The following is a 17,121-nucleotide window of genomic DNA, read 5'->3' on the forward strand; positions in this document are numbered from 1 at the left end:
TTAATCAGTAATTGTATTGTTAATGAAAGTATTAATATAGTCAGTAGCCAATTCCGGGTATTGGTAATGCGGGGCATGACCGGCAGCGTTAAAAATAATGTGCTGCAGCGTTGGTGCTTTTTTCAATAATGGAAACCAGTTTTCTACTGCAAACGAAATGTCATTGTCGCCTGAAATTGCCAATACAGGGGTCTTCAGTGTTTGATAGCCTTCCCTAAAATTATCTTTATCTTCTGCCAATTGCGTTGTAGCTGCAAAATAGCGTTGGAGTGTTTCAGGCTTAGCCGGTACCTTTGATTCGTCATATCTTTGAGCAATACGTTGTAAAGATGCTATTCCGGCTGCACTGCTTTTTTCTGATGTTGGCTCGAAAAACAAGGTAATAATATCTTCGGGAGTATAGGTAGGCTGCAATGCTTTTTCTAAAAATAATGGCGAAAGAGGGGCGTCGTTTTTTCCCATTGGATTGCTGCCAATTACAATAGTACCTAAAACTCTTTCTGGATAAAGGAAAGTAGCGTATTGAGCTATCAAACCACCATAGGACCAGCCTCCAACAAAATAGTTATCGAAATTTAGGTAGTTTGCTATTTTTGTTACCTGAGATGCAACTTCGTGCAAATCAATTGGCAGTTCCCCTTCCGAATAGCCAATACCCGAATAGTCAAAAGTAACTACGGTATTATTTTTGGCTAATAAATCAAGAAAAAGGGGATCCCAGGTATCAAGAGTCCCTCTAAAACGATTGGCTAAAATTAGTGGTGTCCCATTACCAATTTTACGATAAGCAATTTGTTTTTGGTCAATATTCGCATATTGTGTTCCTGTAGTTAATGCGTTGTTTGTCATTTTATTTATTTTATGGTTTTTAAATACCCTTTTCTCATTTCGTCCGTACCTTCTTTAACATCTGCAAAAATGGTTGTCTGTGTTTTTAAGCCGCAAAATTCAAAAATACCCTCCTGAATAATTCGCAATTGCGATTTGTTCATTCCAGTTGCCTCATAGACTGCCGCTGGCGTATTGGTACTGATATATACTTGCGCAGTTTTATTTACCAGTAAGCCCACGGGACCGTTTTCTGTAAAATTGAATGCGTAGCCATGCAGGAAAACTCTATCTATAAAACCTTTCAGGATAGCTGGCATCTGTGCCCACCACATAGGATAAACAATGGTTAAATGGTCGGCCCATGTAATCAATTCTTGATATTTTTTAGTGTCTTCAGGAATTATACCGCCCATCAGCAGATGCTCAACATCGGGCATATCTAGAATAGGGTTGAATTTTTCGGCATACAAATCAATAATTTTGACTTCTTCGCCTCTGGCAATCGCCTTTTTTTCTACTTCATCTACAATTGCTTTTGTAAAGCTGGCTGGATTCAAATGTGTGTAAATAATAAGATTTTTCATTTTTTATTTATTTTAATGGTTATTTGTTTTATTAATTTATTCTTAATGGTAATTTTCAATTAGAAATAGGTATCCTTTTCCCGATATGCATCCAAATAATATTTTCGAGTTCGGTTTTATGGTTTTCTTTTAAAATTTGTTCTGGATAAAATATGGGTTCATCGCTAAGGTCAAAAGTGCCATAGTGCATAGGAATCCATTTTTTTAATTTGAGGTCTTTAAATGCTTTTACAGCATCATCGGGTCAGTATGTAGGTTTATATCATCACCAAATCAATTGGTATATAAACCCCTTTTTAGTTAAAGGGTTGCCATACCAATCGGGTTTAGTAAAAGCTAAATTTTTATTGTGTTTTTTTAATAACATCATGGTAAACTTTAAGATAAATTTGAATTTTGCAAATCTGTAATTGCACTAATAATTTATTTTTCGGTTGTCTTTAAATGCTTTACTGCAAAGAATAAGGCTATTACATTGAAGATTTCAGTAAGCAGCAACGGTATCAATTCGTTTATCCAGCCATCCAAAATTATACTGACAATTCTGGAGGAGAGAATTACTGAAATGATTAATAAGGCAGCTTGGAACCAAGTTTTGTTTGTAGTAATTAAGCCCAAAATCATAATTAATGCAATACTGACAAGCGTACCGCCAACATCACCTCTAAATGTACTGTAAGTCAATATTCCTGTTGGATTAATACCAAATTTTTCAAAAGTATTTGCAGGTGCAAATACGCTTGTGGCCCCCATTACAAGCAGCGGAATAAGCCCAATTATGACGAAAAATTTTATCGCTTTTTTCATTTTTTTTCAGTGAAATAATAATTATTACCTTGTTTATCTTATGTAATTACTGTTTTTATTGCAATTACATTTATGCGTTATTCAATTGTTTCAAAACTGTCTTTTCTAACATGCCATAAGCAAAGAGTTGTAAAGTAACTAACACAGACAAACCTTTGCCTACCAGATTTCTAAATTTAGGTTTATCTGTTTCAACTACTTTTAGCACTTTGTCAGCAACCAGTTTAGCGTCTTCACCTTGTTGTACAATAAAATCTGCGTATCTTTCCGTTTTTGCTCTTAAAGAATTGTAATCTTCAATTTTGTTTATGGAAGTAGATGCATTTTCCATAATATTTGTTTTGAAAGAACCCGGTTCAATCATAGCCACACTAATATTAAACTCGGTTAATTCATAACGCAGGGATTTGTAATAGCCCTCCAAAGCATGTTTGGATGCCGCATAATATGAGGTACTTGGAAATGCCACAAGCCCAACGATAGAACCAACGGTAATGATTTTGCCTGATTTTTGTTTTCTAAAATGAGGCAAAACGGCATTGGTAACTTTTATAGTTCCCCAAAAATTAGTTTCAAATTGCTTTCTGCCTAACTCAATCGGAATCTCTTCAGCAAGACCATTTACCAAAAATCCAGCATTATTGATCAGAATATCCAGCTGACCTATTTCATTAAAAATTCTTTCTGGTAAAGTGTTTATTGATTGGTCTGAATCAAGGTCTAATCCGATTACTTTGAATGGTACTGTTGACTGAATTTTTTCGGGATTTCGACTTGTCCCAATTACGTTGTAACCTTTTCTGTGAAGCTCTTTTGCGATAAGTAAACCAAAGCCGGAAGAAGCTCCTGTTATTAAAATATTCTTACTCATTTTTATTTGTTTTAAAATTTATATTGTAATTTTGCTTGCATATTGCAAGTGCAAATATATAAACAACTTTCAAAACGCAAGTTAAATTTTTAAAATATTTTTAATTTATTTTATGGAAACAAGTAAAAAAAGGTCTGAATGTCCATTGAGCTGCTCATTGGATGTGTTTGGAGACAAATGGTCTTTGCTCATTATCAGGGATCTGATATTTTATAAAAAAGGCACCTACAATGACTTTTTAAAATCGGAAGAAGGTATTGCCACCAATATTTTAGCATCAAGGTTAAAGGCATTAGAAGAAAACGGCATTATTGAGAAATCAGCACATCCCGAGAGCAAGGCAAAAATTTTGTACAGATTGAGTAAAAAAGGAATCGATTTATTACCTATAATCGTGGAAATTTACATTTGGTCGGACAAGTATTTTTCAATGCCATTAGAGATAAAGCAGATCATTAAAGAGGCCAAAAAAGACAAAGATAAATTTGTCAAACAGATAACAAAAGAGCTGAAATCACAATAATTAGGGTAAAATCATCAATCAAAAGACAGTAGAAATAAAAACTTAAGGCAGACAAACACATCCAAAAACGATGCATTTAGTTTTAACAGACTCCATCGAGAAAAAGTGCTTGAGTTAATGGATTCGCTATTCTTATTTTGGAATAATAAAAACTGATTAATCGAATTCTGTTTTCCAATAATAATGACTTACTTTTGCATCATCAATAATACAACTATATATTTTTATGTCAGATACAATCGAAAAAATTAAATGTCTTATTATAGGTTCTGGTCCTGCAGGTTATACTGCGGCAATTTATGCCGCCAGAGCAAACATGAATCCTGTTTTATATCAGGGAATGCAGCCTGGGGGTCAGTTAACAACGACTAATGAAGTAGAAAATTTTCCGGGTTATGTTGATGGGGTGACGGGGCCTGAAATGATGATTCAATTACAGGAACAATCAAAGCGTTTTGGAGCTGATATCCGTGACGGCTGGGCTACAAAAGTTGATTTTTCAGGAGATATTCATAAAGTCTGGATTAACGATAAGATAGAACTGCATTGTGAAACGGTTATTATTTCTACAGGTGCCTCAGCTAAATATTTAGGATTACCATCTGAACAGCATTATCTTCAAATGGGTGGTGGAGTTTCTGCCTGTGCGGTTTGCGATGGGTTTTTCTACCGGAATCAGGAAGTAGTAATTGTTGGTGCAGGGGATTCGGCTTGTGAAGAGGCACATTACTTATCAAAACTTTGTAAGAAAGTAACCATGTTGGTAAGAAGCGAAAAATTCAGAGCTTCAAAAATCATGGAAGAACGCGTTCGTAAAACTGAAAATATTGAGATTTTACTAAATCACGACACTGTTGAAGTTTTGGGGGATGGAAATGTAGTGCATGCTATTAAAGCTTTAAACAAAACAACTACAGAAGTTATTGAAATTCCTGCAACAGGATTTTTCGTAGCAATAGGTCACAAACCCAATACAGATATTTTTAAAGATTATATAACTCTTGATGAAACAGGATATATTGTTAATACTCCTGGGACATCAAAAACAAATGTAGATGGGGTTTTTGTAGCGGGAGATGCAGCAGACCATGTGTATCGTCAGGCTATTACAGCAGCTGGTACAGGTTGTATGGCGGCGCTTGATGCAGAACGTTATTTGGCTGCTAACGAATAAAGATTTAGTTTCAGGTTTTCTTTGTTTGAAGTTTCAAGTTGTTGGAATGTAAATCTTAGAAGTCTATAAAATAAAAAAATCCATTCGTACTTTCGAATGGGTTTTTTTATTTGTAGAAACCAGAACCAGAAACTTTACTTAATCTTCTTAATCAGTCTGGCTTCTTCGCTAAAACGGCTAAGTTCAATTTTTGGTTTTCCCAATAAAAAAACTTCAGCTTTGTCACCAATCGCAAGTGAAATAGATGTTTCAGCCAATATAGTTCCTGTTGAATTGTTTTCAGCTGTAAAATTAGCTTCTTTAACCGTAAATTTTGTTCCCGTAAAAGTCGAATTGTTATCGATCCGGATACTGCCTTTTTCAGCAACACCTTCAATGGTTGCAGTTGCTTTTTGGTATAAATCACATTTGAATTTAATTGCAGATACTAAAGATTTTATAGATGAATTTTTACTTAATTGTAAAGTGGCTTCTTCAGATTTTAAATTGATTTCCGATTTTGATTTATCATCTGCCACTAAACTGAATTTTTTTGCATTCACATTTAGGAGTAATTTGGAATAATCAAAACTGTTAAATGTAATATCATCCAATTGCAGTTCCTGAATAGCATAGACCACAGACTCATTTTTAGAAATTACCTTTGTTAATGATTTTGTGTAGGTTATACGTACAGCTAGTTTTTTGAAAATTGAAGATTCTTTAGAGGTGTACAAACGAAGCGTTTTTTCTCGTAAATCCATTCCGATAATGTCGTGTAAATTATCATCAGCCTCGATTTTTATCTCGTTTTTTTCACCTCGTTCCAAATAAACTTCAATATTATCATCTACTTCCAAGGCATCAAAATCACCAACTTCTTTTATGGATGTTGTTACGATTTTAGAGCCTTTAATTTTTTCTTTCTTTTGAGCAAAAGTTAGTGTTGTAACTAATAATAATAAGAATAGGATTTTATTTTTTTTCATTAATTCTAGATTTTGATTTTCACAAATATAAAAAAATCATCCACTTTTGATGAATGATTTCTTTTATATTTAACACTTCGATATATGTTATCCCTGACTGATGCTTCCTCCTGAATTTTCAGATTTTTCGATTGTTTTTGGAGATGAGTCATAATTAATGCTTGCTCCGCTGGCCGCATCTGCTTTCAATCGCAGAATAGGGTGTACATTTACACTTGCTCCGCTTGCAGCTTCTGCTTCAACTTCATTTGCCAGTAATTCCTCTGCATTAATACTGGAACCGCTTGCAGCTGATGTTTTAATTTTTAATGCCTTGCCTTTTATATTTATGGTACTTCCGCTTCCTGAATCACAAGTGATATTGTCAGATTCTATATTAACATCTATTGTTGATGCACTTGATGCTTCCAGATTTATATTTTGTCCTGTAATTACATTTTTGCCGTATACAGATGACGCACTCGAAGCTTCTAATTTGTCAATAACGGGCATTTTTACAGTAACCTTTTTAGTAACATTGTTAAATGAACTGAATTTGCACGAAATGATCAGAGTTCCATTTTCAACTTTTGTTGTAATTTCTTTTTGGATATTATCGTCTGCTTCAACAATAATTTCAGTAGAATCAGATTGTTCAATCACTAGGTCAATGGCGTTGCTTACAGATACATTTTTAAAATCACCCTCAACAATTCTTTTTTCGGTTGTAACATTTCCACTGCCTTCTATAGCGTTTATATTAAAGTTACATGAGGCAAATAATAATGCGGTAATGGTCGCAATAATGAATTTTGTAATATGAATGATTATTTTTATCATGACTTAGTTTATTTTAATTATGACTCCGTTTTTATCAGTGGTTAGCTTTCCGTTTGTTTTTTTTCCGTTTAATACTTCTTTTCCGTTTATTTTTACCGAAACTTCATTTATGGTATCAGTATCGTTTTCATAATCAGTATCGTTTTCATAATCGTTGTCATCTTCATCGGAAGGACAATTCAGGCATTTTATTTTAGAACCTTCTACTTTGTAATTATAATTGCCGCTAAAGTGTAAGTTGAAAAAATCATCTTCAGAGTCGTCATAGTCCTGTATTGATCCATCCGGTTTAAATAATTGTCCTTCTGGCAGGTATAAATAAACATCAACTTCCTGACCTCTGAATTTATTTTTAACATCTGTAAGAAAATAATTATCCAAAATTAAGTAATTTCCTTTAATCTTAATGTTATAATTGATTTTTTCTGCTCTTTTTTTTGCATTTGTAAACGAATTGCCTCTGGCGCTCTTTTCTATTTGCAGATAAGGAGCCGCTTCGTCTGTGTGCAGCACATGTAAGCGAACATCATTTGAATAAATTAACGCATTATTCGCAGAGTCCTGTACAAACTCAAAGTCTCTGTGGTGATGATCCAGGTCTTTTGCATAATAATCATTATATCTGAATTTTACATAAAGAGTGTCTTTTGGAGTAATATTGATTACCTTTTTCTCTACCGTTTTATTATCATACGATATTTCAGTTGCTTGTTTGATTCCAATGCTAATTGCAATAGCAATAGCAATGATCCAAATCGCCAACAAAGTATATTTGGCTATGTTTCCTATTGTTTTGGTGTTTGGTGCTAATAATTTGAACCCCAAAAGCGTCATAAAGAAAAACGGAATTCCGACAGCAAAAAACATCAATAACCCAAAAGACCAGATTGGATATTCAGTAAAGTTCCCGGCCTCAACGAAGTTTTGCCATGGGAAATCAATAAAAACATTTGTGCCTAATGTAAATACACCAATTAACAGCATAATTAGAATAGAAATCCCGGCCATTATTAAAATCACTCCTAAAAACTTAGCAAAGATTTTAAAAACCGTCATGATAAAGTCTCCAAATGAACTACTTATTCTCTCAGCTCCCGACTTTACCTGGTTTCCCATTTTGTCATAATCAGCATTTTTAAATTTATCTGATAAAGAATCAATTTCTTCTCGAACTTTTTTTTCGATGTTCGAAATCGTAACCGGCTCACCCGTCATTTCGAGTTTCTCTGAGGTTGTTATGGCCTCAGGAGTTACGATCCATAATACAAAATAGGCCAGGATTCCGGTTCCAAAACCTGCAAAAACAAATATTAAAAACACAATTTTAATCCAGACAGCTTCAATTCCGAAATAATGTCCTAAACCGGTAGCAACTCCACCAATCATCCCTTTTTCTTTATCGCGGTATAATTTTTTGCTTCTGCTGTTGCGATTATTGTTAAATGATTGATTTGATTTTTGTTCGTCTTCAATAATGTAGTCTTCCGGCTGTCCCATTACCGCAATCACTTCGTCAACATCTTTCAGTCCCACAACATGTTTTTCGCTTTTTTGTTTTTCTGTTAATAATTCAGAAACACGCATTTCAATATCTTTAATAATTTCATCTTGTCCTGATGAGTTGTTTAACGATCTTTTTATTGCGTCAAAATAGCGTGTTAATTTTAAGTATGCATCTTCATCGATGTGAAAAAACATTCCGCCTAAGTTAATATTTACTGTTTTGTTCATGATTATTGATTTTGATTGGTGATTAGTTTTACAGCATCTGATAATTCTGTCCAGGTACCGTTTAATTCGTTTAAAAATGTTTGCCCTATTTCGGTTAATCCATAATATTTTCTTGGTGGGCCTGAGGTCGATTCTTCCCAGCGATAATTAAGCAAACCGTCATTTTTCAGTCGGGTTAACAGCGGATAAACAGTTCCCTCAACAACTAATAATTTTGCGTTTTTCAAAGTGTCTAATATTTCAGAGGTGTAGGCATCTTTTTCTTTTAATACAGATAAGATGCAAAACTCAAGAACACCTTTGCGCATCTGTGCTTTTGTGTTTTCAATGTTCATAATTTCATGTTGTTTTTTTTAGATTGAACAATTCGTTTTTTGATTGATGATGATTGATTGATGATTGATTGATGATTGATTGATGATTGATTGATGATTGATTGATGATTGATTGATGATTTTTTAAGGAGCAGTTTCCTGCTATCCGCTTTATCTTTTATGGCGAACCCCGCCACAAAAGGATGCCGCTTCTATCAGGGCTAGGACTCCGGTATTCATAATAACTTTTAATCTTTTATGTCACACTGAACGAAGTCGAAGTGCTACTTGATAAAAGGAATGGTTAGCGGATATTTGTAAAATTCACCGTTTGAGGCTTTTATCGTAGCATAAATGATAAGAAAGAATTCAACAAATTTTAAAACCCCAAAAAGGAATACGGCAGTTGCTCCAATGCTTAAGAGGCCTATGTTGCCTTCAAAATTAAAATTCCTGATTACAAAATGTTCGTTGTGAAAAAATGCTTCCAACGGAATATTTTGCAGGACAACAGTAATGAAAATCGGTATTGCGATCAAGGCCAAAATTAAGGTATAAAGCAATAAACTCAATTGAAAATTCAAAGCCTGCTTTCCGTGATAGTTTGCAAATTCTGACTTGTCTTTGTAACCCGACCAGATAATAATTGGAAATATATAGTTCCCAAACGGAATAATGTACTGGCTTAATGTGCTTAAATGTGTGAATGCCGCAGTATTCTTTTCTGAAGTGTTTTCCATGATGAGTGGTGTTGATGTTTCCATGATTAAAAGTATATAGTAATTTCTTATGCAAATATATGGTTAAAAAACAGTATCTTGTTTTACATAGTACCAAATATTAACACAAAATTAACAAAATTAAAACTGAAAATTATTGATTAGATTGTTGAATAATAGCTCAGTAACCCAGATTTACTGGTGTTGTAAGCATTAGTAAATAATTTATTGTGCGCGCATAGTTTTTTTGTATTTTTACGTAAAAAATAAAATTTATGGCACTTTCGGTATCAAAATTCAACAAGTTCGTTTTTTTTAAACTGCCATCAGCATTCATTTGCGGTGTCAGGGTAAAAACGATAGACGAGACAAGCTGCACTGTTACAGTGAAGCACAGATGGATTAATCAGAATCCGTTTAACTCTATGTATTTTGCGGTTCAGGCTATGGCAGCCGAATTAACAACAGGAGCATTGGTGATTTCGCAGATTCAACAAAGCGGTAGAAAAATATCAATGCTGGTAGCCAATAACAAAGGAAACTTTACCAAAAAAGCCACAGGAAGAATTACGTTCGTCTGCAACGACGGACATTTAATCGCTGAAGCTATTCAACAAACTATCGCAACAGGCGAGGGACAGACTTTCTGGATGAAATCTATAGGAACAAACGAAGAAGGAGTTCAGGTTTCTGAAATGGATTTTGAATGGAGTGTACGTTTGAAATAGTTTTTAATTCAATTCCGGATTATACAAAAAAAGACCCCGATTGAGGTCTTTTTAAAATTTTGCTTATTTCTTTTTACAGCAAGACTTTTTCTCATCTGCTGATTTTTTACAGCACGATTCTTTTTTTGCTTTTTCTTTTGCAGCTGCAGGTTTAGTTTCCTGGGCCTGAAGACTAATTGTAAATAATGCGATTGTTAAAACGGTAAATAACTTTTTCATTTTTATTAAGGTTTAATTGTTTTTTGTTAATTCATGTTTGTTCAAAGATAATAAGATTTAATTTTGATTATTTTTAAAAGTTGTTAATGTTTTATAATAATATGTCATTGAAAAGGAAATGAGAAACTAAAATCTAATAATTCAAATTTACCCCAAACCCAATTCCCATATCACTATCATAGTGCGTCGTGATTCCGAAGTTTCTGGCCACAATATATTTCAAACCTCCCATATATTCTTTATCCGTATTCCACATCAGGCTCATTCGTAAACGTCTCGCAAGCGGAATATCTTTTCGTTCAAATTGCAAACGAACATTTCCATCCGTATACACTTCAACTTGTGCTTTTACCAGCATTGGCAACGTATATTCAAGACCGGCACTAAAAACCGAACGATTGTCTTTGGTATTACTTTGTCCAAAAAGATTTTCTTCATGCTCGTCCATTCCCATTTTTCGGTAACGCCAGTCAAAACCGATAAAAGGCATTAACCATTGATTTTTTCCTATATATCTTCCAATATGTGTTTCGGTTTCGTAGCCGTGATGATCGTTATAACCCAATCTCCATTCTGTGCCAATGCTCCAGCGCGTGTTGCTGAACATCGTTTCGCCGTCATTTCCGTTTGTGGCAAAATCATTTTCACCCATAAAATGAAACATTCTGTCATCCATTTTGAGCATTTTATAAGCCATTTCCGAATGATTAATTGATGGATTTGGTGCCGAATTTTCATAACTAAAAACTCTTCCCATTCCCGCCATCATGTGATATAAAATATGACAGTGAAAAAACCAGTCGCCATCTGCATTTGCCTGAAATTCAATTGTATCGGTTTCCATTGGCATAATATCAATTACATTTTTTAGTGGAGCATAATCCTCTTGTTCGTTCAGAACTCTGAAATCATGTCCGTGCAGGTGCATCGGGTGGCGCATCATAGATCCGTTGTATAATACTATCCGAACGTTTTCTCCTTTTTTAATTAAGATTTTATCCGTTTCAGAAACTACTTTATTGTCGAGACTCCAAATATAGCGGTTCATGTTTCCTGACAATTCAAAACGAAGTTCTTTGACAGGCGCATCTTTTGGAAGATTGGTTTTGAAAGGAGATTTCAGCATTCCATAATTTAAGGTAACAATTTCCGGAGTTTCGGTACTGTCATTTTCCATTTTAATTCCTTCCAGATTATCATTCGAATGATTTGGTGCTGGTTTTGTGTTTTCATCTTCGCCTGAAATTTCAGGATACATTACCGTATTCATATCCATTTTATTCAAAGACATATTCATGCCCATATCGTTCATTTTGCCATTCATTTTCATCATATTGTTCATCATTTTCATTCCTTCAAAATATTTTAATTTCGAAAGATGTGCAACTGGCTGCTTAACGCCATCACCTAAAAATAAAGAAGCTGAACCAGTTCTGTCTTCTGCAGTAGCCAGAAAAGCAAAAGATTTATTGTCTTCGGGAATCGTAATTACAGCATCATACGTTTCAGAAACTGCAATAATCAAACGGTCAACTTCTACAGGTTCTACATCGTTCCCGTCACTGGCTACAACAGTAATTTTTCCTCCGCCATAAGTCAGCCAGAAATAACTTGAAGCACCTCCATTGGCAATTCGTAATCGAACTTTCGAACCCGGTTTAAAATCAGAAAGTTGCTGCTCATTTTTACCATTAATTAGAAACTTTTCATAATAAACATCGCTGACATCCATCGCATTCATTCGTTTCCATTCATTGGTCACTTTAGTCGAAAAATGTTTTTGTTTTATGGCTTCGGCATAACTTTGAGTGGTTCCTTTTTTGATAGCAAACCAATCATTAGCATTATGAAGCATTCGCTGAATATTCTCTGGTTTTATATCAGTCCATTCGCTCAGAATAATCGGAATAGCAGGCAAATCGTCAATTCCTTTTCGAATAGTCGGATCACCACTTTTTTTATTGATGATAAAAAGTCCGTATAAACCAATTTGTTCCTGCAAACCCGAATGGCTGTGATACCAATAGGTTCCGTTCTGAATAATCGGAAATGAATATTTATGAGTTGTTCCGGGTTCAATTGGCATTTGCGTCAGATAAGGAACACCATCTTCTTTATTTGGAAGAAATAATCCGTGCCAATGCATCGAAGTTGTCTCTTTTTTTAATTCGTTGTGTACATAAATTTCTGCAACATCGCCTTCAGTAAAAGTTAAAGTTGGCATCGGAATTTGTCCGTTAACCGAAATCGCACGTTTTTCTTTCCCCGAAAAATAGACAATCGTATCCCGAACGTGCAAATCGTAACGCACTATTTTTTGCGCTTTTAGCTGAAAAGCAATAAAAGAGAAAAGAAGAAGATGTTTGACTTTCATGATAACTTATAATTTTAGATTTCGAAGTCTCAACGCATTTAAAATAACCGAAACAGAACTCAAACTCATCGCCACAGCTGCTAACATCGGCGAAAGCAGAATTCCGAAAAACGGATATAAAATTCCTGCTGCAATTGGAACTCCTAAAGTATTATAAATAAAGGCAAAGAATAAATTTTGTTTGATGTTAGACATTACAGCATGGCTAAGGCTTTTCGCTTTTACAATTCCGTTTAAATCGCCTTTTACTAAAGTAATTTTAGCACTTTCAATCGCAACATCAGTTCCGGTTCCCATCGCAATTCCGATATTGGATTGCGCTAAAGCAGGTGCATCGTTGATTCCGTCACCTGCCATGGCAACAATTTTACCTTCGGCTTGCAATCGCTGAATTTCTTTTAGTTTATCTTCGGGAAGACAATCTGCTTTAAACGAACTTAAATGCAAATGATCGGCAACGGCTTTGGCAGTATTGCTGTTATCGCCCGTCATCATAATTACCTCAACACCCTGATCGATTAAATCTTTGATTGCTTTTACGCTGTTTTCTTTTATGGCATCTGTAATAGTTACATACCCCAAAACAATTTTATCTACAGAAATATAAGAAACCGTTTTACCCAGATTTTGCTCGGCAATAATCTTGTTTTCAATATCCTCAGTGATCGAAGCGCCAACCTGATTCATTAGTTTTTTATTTCCTAAAGCCACTTTTGAGTTGTTGACAGTTCCTATAACTCCTTTTCCTGCAATAGCTTCAAAGTCCGCAACTTCGAGTGTCGTTTGATTTTTAGCTTTAGCAAAATTAACTACTGCTTGTGCCAAAGGATGTTCGCTGTGTTGGTTTAGTGAAGCAATATTTTGCAATAAAACATTTTCATCATTATTAACAGCATAGATTTTTTCTACAGATGGTTTTCCTTCGGTAAGTGTTCCTGTTTTATCAGTAATAAAAACATCAATTTTATTCATGTTCTCGAGTGCTTCGGCATTTTTTATCAGGATACCGAATTGTGCTCCTTTGCCCACACCAACCATTACTGACATTGGAGTTGCTAATCCTAAAGCACACGGACAGGCAATAATTAAAACGGCAATAGCATTAATTAATCCGTAAACATAGGCGGGTTCCGGACCAAATTTTGCCCAGGCAAAAAAGGTAATAATTGATATGATAACAACCGTTGGGACAAAATATTTTGCCACTCGATCTGCTAATTTCTGAATTGGAGCTCTGGAACGGCTTGCATCATTGACCATTTGTATAATTTGCGAAAGCAAGGTTTCTGAGCCTACTTTTTCAGCAATCATTACAAATGATTTTGTTCCGTTTATCGTTCCCGCAATAACATTATCTCCCGTTTTTTTATCAACCGGAATGGGTTCTCCGGTAATCATTGCTTCATCAATACTACTTTCTCCAGTAGTAATTTTTCCGTCAACAGGGATTTTTTCTCCTGGTTTTACACGTAATAAATCACCTTTTTTAATATTATGGATTGAAATTACTTTATCATTTCCGTTTTCGACCAAAGTGGCTTCGGTTGGAGCTAATTTTAATAATTCTTTTATGGCTCCATTAGTTTGCCCGTGTGCTTTAGCTTCCAATAGTTGTCCTAATAAAACTAAGGTTATAATGACTGTTGCAGCTTCAAAATACAGCTGAATGGTTCCGTGATGTGATTTAAATTCGGCTGGGAAAATACCTGGAAAGAACATTCCGGCAATACTAAAGAGAAAAGCAACGCTGGTTCCAAGTCCGATTAATGTAAACATATTCAAATTCCAGGTTGCAATCGATTTGAAAGCGCGTACAAAAAATATCCATCCGGCATAAAATAAAACTGGAATTGAAAACAGAAACTGAACCCAATTCCATTTTTGAACAGATATTATAGTGTAAAGAGGATTATTCGGAATCATTTCTGACATCGAAATAATAAAGATTGGAAGGGTAAATAATGTGGCAATCTTCATTTTCTTTAGTAAATCAATGTAGGTTTTGTTTTCTTCAGATTCAGAAGCTTTCATCGGAACCAAATCCATTCCACAAATTGGACAATCTCCGGGTTCGTTCGAAACGATTTCAGGATGCATTGGACAAGTAAATTGTGTATTGCTTATGGCAACCTGGGGGACTAAATCCATTCCGCAAACTGGGCAATCTCCAGGTTTATCATAAGTTTTATCGCCTTCGCAATGCATTGGGCAATAAAAAACACCTGTTGTATTATGTGGTAAAGCAGTTGTTTTTTTAGGACTGTGTTCCGAATGTTCTTTTTTGGATGAACAGCAAGAGTTGACTGCTCCTGAGTTTTCAGCAGTTTTCATCTCAATCGAATAGTTTCCCGCAGCAGATAAAATTTCCTGAAATTTCCCGGTTGCAATATGTTTCTCCATTGTGATTGTTGCAGTCGGTGGATCTAAAGTTACTTCTGCCCGAATGCCTTCGATTGTATTTAAAGTTTTTTCGACTTTGATTCGACATCCGTTGCAGGACATTCCTGAAATTATATATTGATGAGTCATTGTATTGGTTTTTAAGTAGTACAATGCAAATTTCCGAAGTAATCTTCACTTCTGGTTGTATAATTTTGAGAATGATTTGTAAGATTTACTAAGATTGGGTTTTTTAACCACAAATTACACAAAGTTTTTTTTGATATGCTAGATTGGTAAAAGCGTAAGGTTCGCAAAGTTTTTTTACAAAACTTTGCGAACCTATTGTAATTCTTAGTATGCTTTACAGTTAAAAAAAACTACAAATCCTCGATCTGAATGCGTTTTTTATCTTTAGATTGTTTGAAAGAAGTAGGAGTACATCCGGTAATTTTTTTAAACTGATTACTCAAATGTGCTACATTGCTGTAATTTAGAATATCGGCAATTTCACTTAATGAAAGCTCGTTATAAATCAATAACTCTTTTACTTTTTCAATTTTCTGACTGATGAAATATTTTTCAATCGTCGTGTTTTCAATTTCAGAAAATAAATTACTCAATAAATTATAATCCTGATTAAGATTTTCCGCCAGATAATCAGATAAATTGGTTTTTAGTTCATTGTTTCTATGATGAACCAATTCTATGATGAGGTTTTTGATTCTCTCGACAGTTTTTGTTTTTTTATCGTCAATTAAATCAAAACCTAAAACCTGCAAATTTTGCAAGAGCATCTCTTTTTGGTTATCGCTGATTTCTTCCTTTAATTCCACTTCACCTAATTCAACAGCAATAGTATGAAGTCCGAGTTTTTCCAACTCAGACTTCACCATCATTATACATCTGCTGCACACCATATTTTTGATGTAAAGCTTCATCTTTTATTTGATCGTTTCTACCACATTACCACAAGACAGCATCGAAGAACCGTAGTACGGATTTTGAACTGCTTTTTCTTTACTTAACCAGTCAGCATCTGCCATTGGACAATATTGTTTGTAAACAGGCTGTTCCGGTTTTGAAATTTTTATTAAATCGTAAGTACTTTTAGATAAAGATTTGAAAGTTTCGCGTTGCTTCTTAAGATCTGTAGTTCCTGAAATACTTTTGGCATCGGCAGTTAATTTTTTGACTACTTTCATCCAGGCTACATGTTCGGTACTATTTAGTTTATCCATTTTTACTGCTTCAATTGCAGTCAGTAAGTCTTTAGTTTTTGCCGAAGTCAATTTGCTGTCACTTTTAATAAGCGCGTCTTTTATAGCAAAATAATTATCAAAAACAGGTTGCAGCTGACTTGAGCTTATGATGTCTTCTGAAATGAGCAGAGATTTTATTTCGTTTGCCGAAATGGTGTTTAGAGATAATAGTATTGTGAATGCTGTCAAGACAGCTGTGATTGCATTTTTCATTTTCGTATGTTTTTTAATTCTTTAATTTTATTGTTTTAGTTTCGCAAAGAGGCGAAAGTGCAAAGTTGTTTTCTTTTGTGTGAGAATATTTTTTGCAAAAAGCACATTTATGGCTGTCACAAATACCATTATTTTATTTTTGGGCGAAGCCAGATAAAAGCAAAACCATCAGAGACGTTAGTTTCATTATAATAGGAAACATTGTTTTTTAAGGAGAAATTAAATGCATCATTCTTTAAATCAAAAGTATTTGAATTTAAAATACTGAATTGCAAAGTTGAGTTATGGCAGCCTGAATTACAGCATTTTCCGCTGGAGTTGTGTTTTCCTTTTTTTGAATCCTTTACGCAGCATTTTTTGGAGCAGCTACTTTTTTCATTAGAAAGAATATTCTTTGAATAGCTATTGCTGCAAGCATGATTAACACTTGGAATCAAAAAGAAACCAAGAATCAGAATCAATACTATGCAAGCTTTTTTTGTCAAGGATACTGTTTTTAGAAATACAAATCTAACTAAAAATATCGGGGTAAATTAGTTTTTAAGATTTCGATAACTACAGTTCTTTAAATGGGTTGGTTTTATGTTTATATGCTTTTTAAAGTA

18 protein-coding genes are annotated in these 17,121 nt (G+C 34.4%); 3 read left to right on the plus strand and 15 right to left on the minus strand.

Annotated features, from left to right (window positions below):
• The 4 genes from DMB65_RS15250 to DMB65_RS15265 form a co-directional block, all read right to left on the minus strand.
• Complete coding sequence (locus DMB65_RS15250) at positions 1 to 849, minus strand: alpha/beta fold hydrolase (RefSeq protein WP_110307500.1); 849 nt, start codon at positions 847 to 849, stop codon at positions 1 to 3.
• Between the two features lie 5 nt (positions 850 to 854).
• A complete protein-coding gene (locus DMB65_RS15255; RefSeq protein WP_110307501.1) occupies positions 855 to 1,415 on the minus strand; it encodes an NAD(P)H-dependent oxidoreductase in 561 nt (186 codons plus the stop codon).
• Positions 1,416 to 1,838: 423 nt separating this feature from the next.
• The gene (locus DMB65_RS15260) at positions 1,839 to 2,222 is read right to left on the minus strand and encodes a DUF4345 family protein (protein WP_110307502.1); all 384 of its coding nucleotides are present in this window, start codon (positions 2,220 to 2,222) and stop codon (positions 1,839 to 1,841) included.
• A 70-nt stretch (positions 2,223 to 2,292) separates the two neighbouring features.
• Positions 2,293 to 3,093 (minus strand): SDR family oxidoreductase, encoded by an 801-nt coding sequence (locus tag DMB65_RS15265; protein ID WP_110307503.1) that lies wholly within the window; start codon positions 3,091 to 3,093, stop codon positions 2,293 to 2,295.
• Between the two features lie 112 nt (positions 3,094 to 3,205).
• Between DMB65_RS15265 and DMB65_RS15270 the strand changes: the two genes are divergently transcribed.
• Positions 3,206 to 3,616: a winged helix-turn-helix transcriptional regulator gene (locus DMB65_RS15270; protein WP_110307504.1), complete on the plus strand. Its 411-nt coding sequence runs from the start codon at positions 3,206 to 3,208 to the stop codon at positions 3,614 to 3,616.
• 226 nt (positions 3,617 to 3,842) lie between these two features.
• Positions 3,843 to 4,790 carry a thioredoxin-disulfide reductase gene (trxB, locus tag DMB65_RS15275; RefSeq protein WP_110307505.1) on the plus strand — a complete coding sequence of 316 codons (948 nt, stop codon included), beginning with the start codon at positions 3,843 to 3,845 and terminating at the stop codon, positions 4,788 to 4,790.
• Positions 4,791 to 4,924: 134 nt separating this feature from the next.
• Here trxB and DMB65_RS15280 read toward each other — a convergent pair whose 3' ends face one another.
• The 5 genes from DMB65_RS15280 to DMB65_RS15300 all read right to left on the minus strand — a co-directional run bounded on the left by DMB65_RS15280 (position 4,925) and on the right by DMB65_RS15300 (position 9,386).
• Positions 4,925 to 5,758, minus strand: a complete 834-nt coding sequence (locus DMB65_RS15280) for a GIN domain-containing protein (RefSeq protein ID WP_110307506.1) — start codon at positions 5,756 to 5,758, stop codon at positions 4,925 to 4,927.
• Between the two features lie 87 nt (positions 5,759 to 5,845).
• Positions 5,846 to 6,577 carry a head GIN domain-containing protein gene (locus DMB65_RS15285; protein ID WP_110307507.1) on the minus strand — a complete coding sequence of 244 codons (732 nt, stop codon included), beginning with the start codon at positions 6,575 to 6,577 and terminating at the stop codon, positions 5,846 to 5,848.
• A gap of 3 nt (positions 6,578 to 6,580) precedes the next feature.
• Positions 6,581 to 8,308 carry a PspC domain-containing protein gene (locus tag DMB65_RS15290; RefSeq protein ID WP_110307508.1) on the minus strand — a complete coding sequence of 576 codons (1,728 nt, stop codon included), beginning with the start codon at positions 8,306 to 8,308 and terminating at the stop codon, positions 6,581 to 6,583.
• A 2-nt stretch (positions 8,309 to 8,310) separates the two neighbouring features.
• Entirely contained in the window at positions 8,311 to 8,643 is a 333-nt protein-coding gene (locus tag DMB65_RS15295) for a PadR family transcriptional regulator (RefSeq protein ID WP_007804050.1), read from the minus strand.
• A gap of 263 nt (positions 8,644 to 8,906) precedes the next feature.
• Positions 8,907 to 9,386, minus strand: coding sequence for a DUF4870 domain-containing protein (locus DMB65_RS15300; RefSeq protein WP_110307509.1), 480 nt, complete (start codon positions 9,384 to 9,386; stop codon positions 8,907 to 8,909).
• Between the two features lie 230 nt (positions 9,387 to 9,616).
• Between DMB65_RS15300 and DMB65_RS15305 the strand changes: the two genes are divergently transcribed.
• Positions 9,617 to 10,069 (plus strand): DUF4442 domain-containing protein, encoded by a 453-nt coding sequence (locus DMB65_RS15305; RefSeq protein ID WP_110307510.1) that lies wholly within the window; start codon positions 9,617 to 9,619, stop codon positions 10,067 to 10,069.
• A gap of 63 nt (positions 10,070 to 10,132) precedes the next feature.
• On the opposite strand, the gene DMB65_RS22170 is transcribed toward DMB65_RS15305, so the two are convergent.
• The 6 genes from DMB65_RS22170 to DMB65_RS15330 form a co-directional block, all read right to left on the minus strand.
• Positions 10,133 to 10,288 carry a hypothetical protein gene (locus DMB65_RS22170; protein WP_165834956.1) on the minus strand — a complete coding sequence of 52 codons (156 nt, stop codon included), beginning with the start codon at positions 10,286 to 10,288 and terminating at the stop codon, positions 10,133 to 10,135.
• A gap of 133 nt (positions 10,289 to 10,421) precedes the next feature.
• Positions 10,422 to 12,662, minus strand: coding sequence for a multicopper oxidase family protein (locus tag DMB65_RS15310; protein WP_110307511.1), 2,241 nt, complete (start codon positions 12,660 to 12,662; stop codon positions 10,422 to 10,424).
• 6 nt (positions 12,663 to 12,668) lie between these two features.
• Positions 12,669 to 15,191 carry a heavy metal translocating P-type ATPase gene (locus DMB65_RS15315; protein WP_110307512.1) on the minus strand — a complete coding sequence of 841 codons (2,523 nt, stop codon included), beginning with the start codon at positions 15,189 to 15,191 and terminating at the stop codon, positions 12,669 to 12,671.
• Between the two features lie 230 nt (positions 15,192 to 15,421).
• Positions 15,422 to 15,982, minus strand: a complete 561-nt coding sequence (locus DMB65_RS15320) for a helix-turn-helix domain-containing protein (protein ID WP_110307513.1) — start codon at positions 15,980 to 15,982, stop codon at positions 15,422 to 15,424.
• A 3-nt stretch (positions 15,983 to 15,985) separates the two neighbouring features.
• Positions 15,986 to 16,516, minus strand: a complete 531-nt coding sequence (locus tag DMB65_RS15325; RefSeq protein ID WP_110307514.1) for a DUF3347 domain-containing protein — start codon at positions 16,514 to 16,516, stop codon at positions 15,986 to 15,988.
• 128 nt (positions 16,517 to 16,644) lie between these two features.
• Positions 16,645 to 17,001, minus strand: coding sequence for a hypothetical protein (locus DMB65_RS15330; RefSeq protein WP_110307515.1), 357 nt, complete (start codon positions 16,999 to 17,001; stop codon positions 16,645 to 16,647).
• Between the last annotated feature and the right edge of the window lie 120 nt (positions 17,002 to 17,121).

Origin of the sequence: Flavobacterium cheongpyeongense, assembly GCF_003202435.1 — a bacterium.
Classification (GTDB): Bacteria; Bacteroidota; Bacteroidia; order Flavobacteriales; family Flavobacteriaceae; genus Flavobacterium; species Flavobacterium cheongpyeongense.

Excerpts from the sequence above, each read along its gene's own strand:
- DMB65_RS15320 (WP_110307513.1), bottom strand. The coding sequence starts at position 15,982 with ATGAAGCTTTACATCAAAAATATGGTGTGCAGCAGATGTATAATGATG.
- DMB65_RS22170 (WP_165834956.1), bottom strand. The coding sequence starts at position 10,288 with ATGAAAAAGTTATTTACCGTTTTAACAATCGCATTATTTACAATTAGT.
- DMB65_RS15310 (WP_110307511.1), bottom strand. The coding sequence starts at position 12,662 with ATGAAAGTCAAACATCTTCTTCTTTTCTCTTTTATTGCTTTTCAGCTA.
- DMB65_RS15285 (WP_110307507.1), bottom strand. The coding sequence starts at position 6,577 with ATGATAAAAATAATCATTCATATTACAAAATTCATTATTGCGACCATT.
- DMB65_RS15250 (WP_110307500.1), bottom strand. The coding sequence starts at position 849 with ATGACAAACAACGCATTAACTACAGGAACACAATATGCGAATATTGAC.
- DMB65_RS15255 (WP_110307501.1), bottom strand. The coding sequence starts at position 1,415 with ATGAAAAATCTTATTATTTACACACATTTGAATCCAGCCAGCTTTACA.
- DMB65_RS15300 (WP_110307509.1), bottom strand. The coding sequence starts at position 9,386 with ATGGAAACATCAACACCACTCATCATGGAAAACACTTCAGAAAAGAAT.
- DMB65_RS15295 (WP_007804050.1), bottom strand. The coding sequence starts at position 8,643 with ATGAACATTGAAAACACAAAAGCACAGATGCGCAAAGGTGTTCTTGAG.
- DMB65_RS15270 (WP_110307504.1), top strand. The coding sequence starts at position 3,206 with ATGGAAACAAGTAAAAAAAGGTCTGAATGTCCATTGAGCTGCTCATTG.
- DMB65_RS15325 (WP_110307514.1), bottom strand. The coding sequence starts at position 16,516 with ATGAAAAATGCAATCACAGCTGTCTTGACAGCATTCACAATACTATTA.
- DMB65_RS15305 (WP_110307510.1), top strand. The coding sequence starts at position 9,617 with ATGGCACTTTCGGTATCAAAATTCAACAAGTTCGTTTTTTTTAAACTG.
- trxB (WP_110307505.1), top strand. The coding sequence starts at position 3,843 with ATGTCAGATACAATCGAAAAAATTAAATGTCTTATTATAGGTTCTGGT.
- DMB65_RS15260 (WP_110307502.1), bottom strand. The coding sequence starts at position 2,222 with ATGAAAAAAGCGATAAAATTTTTCGTCATAATTGGGCTTATTCCGCTG.
- DMB65_RS15265 (WP_110307503.1), bottom strand. The coding sequence starts at position 3,093 with ATGAGTAAGAATATTTTAATAACAGGAGCTTCTTCCGGCTTTGGTTTA.
- DMB65_RS15280 (WP_110307506.1), bottom strand. The coding sequence starts at position 5,758 with ATGAAAAAAAATAAAATCCTATTCTTATTATTATTAGTTACAACACTA.
- DMB65_RS15315 (WP_110307512.1), bottom strand. The coding sequence starts at position 15,191 with ATGACTCATCAATATATAATTTCAGGAATGTCCTGCAACGGATGTCGA.
- DMB65_RS15290 (WP_110307508.1), bottom strand. The coding sequence starts at position 8,308 with ATGAACAAAACAGTAAATATTAACTTAGGCGGAATGTTTTTTCACATC.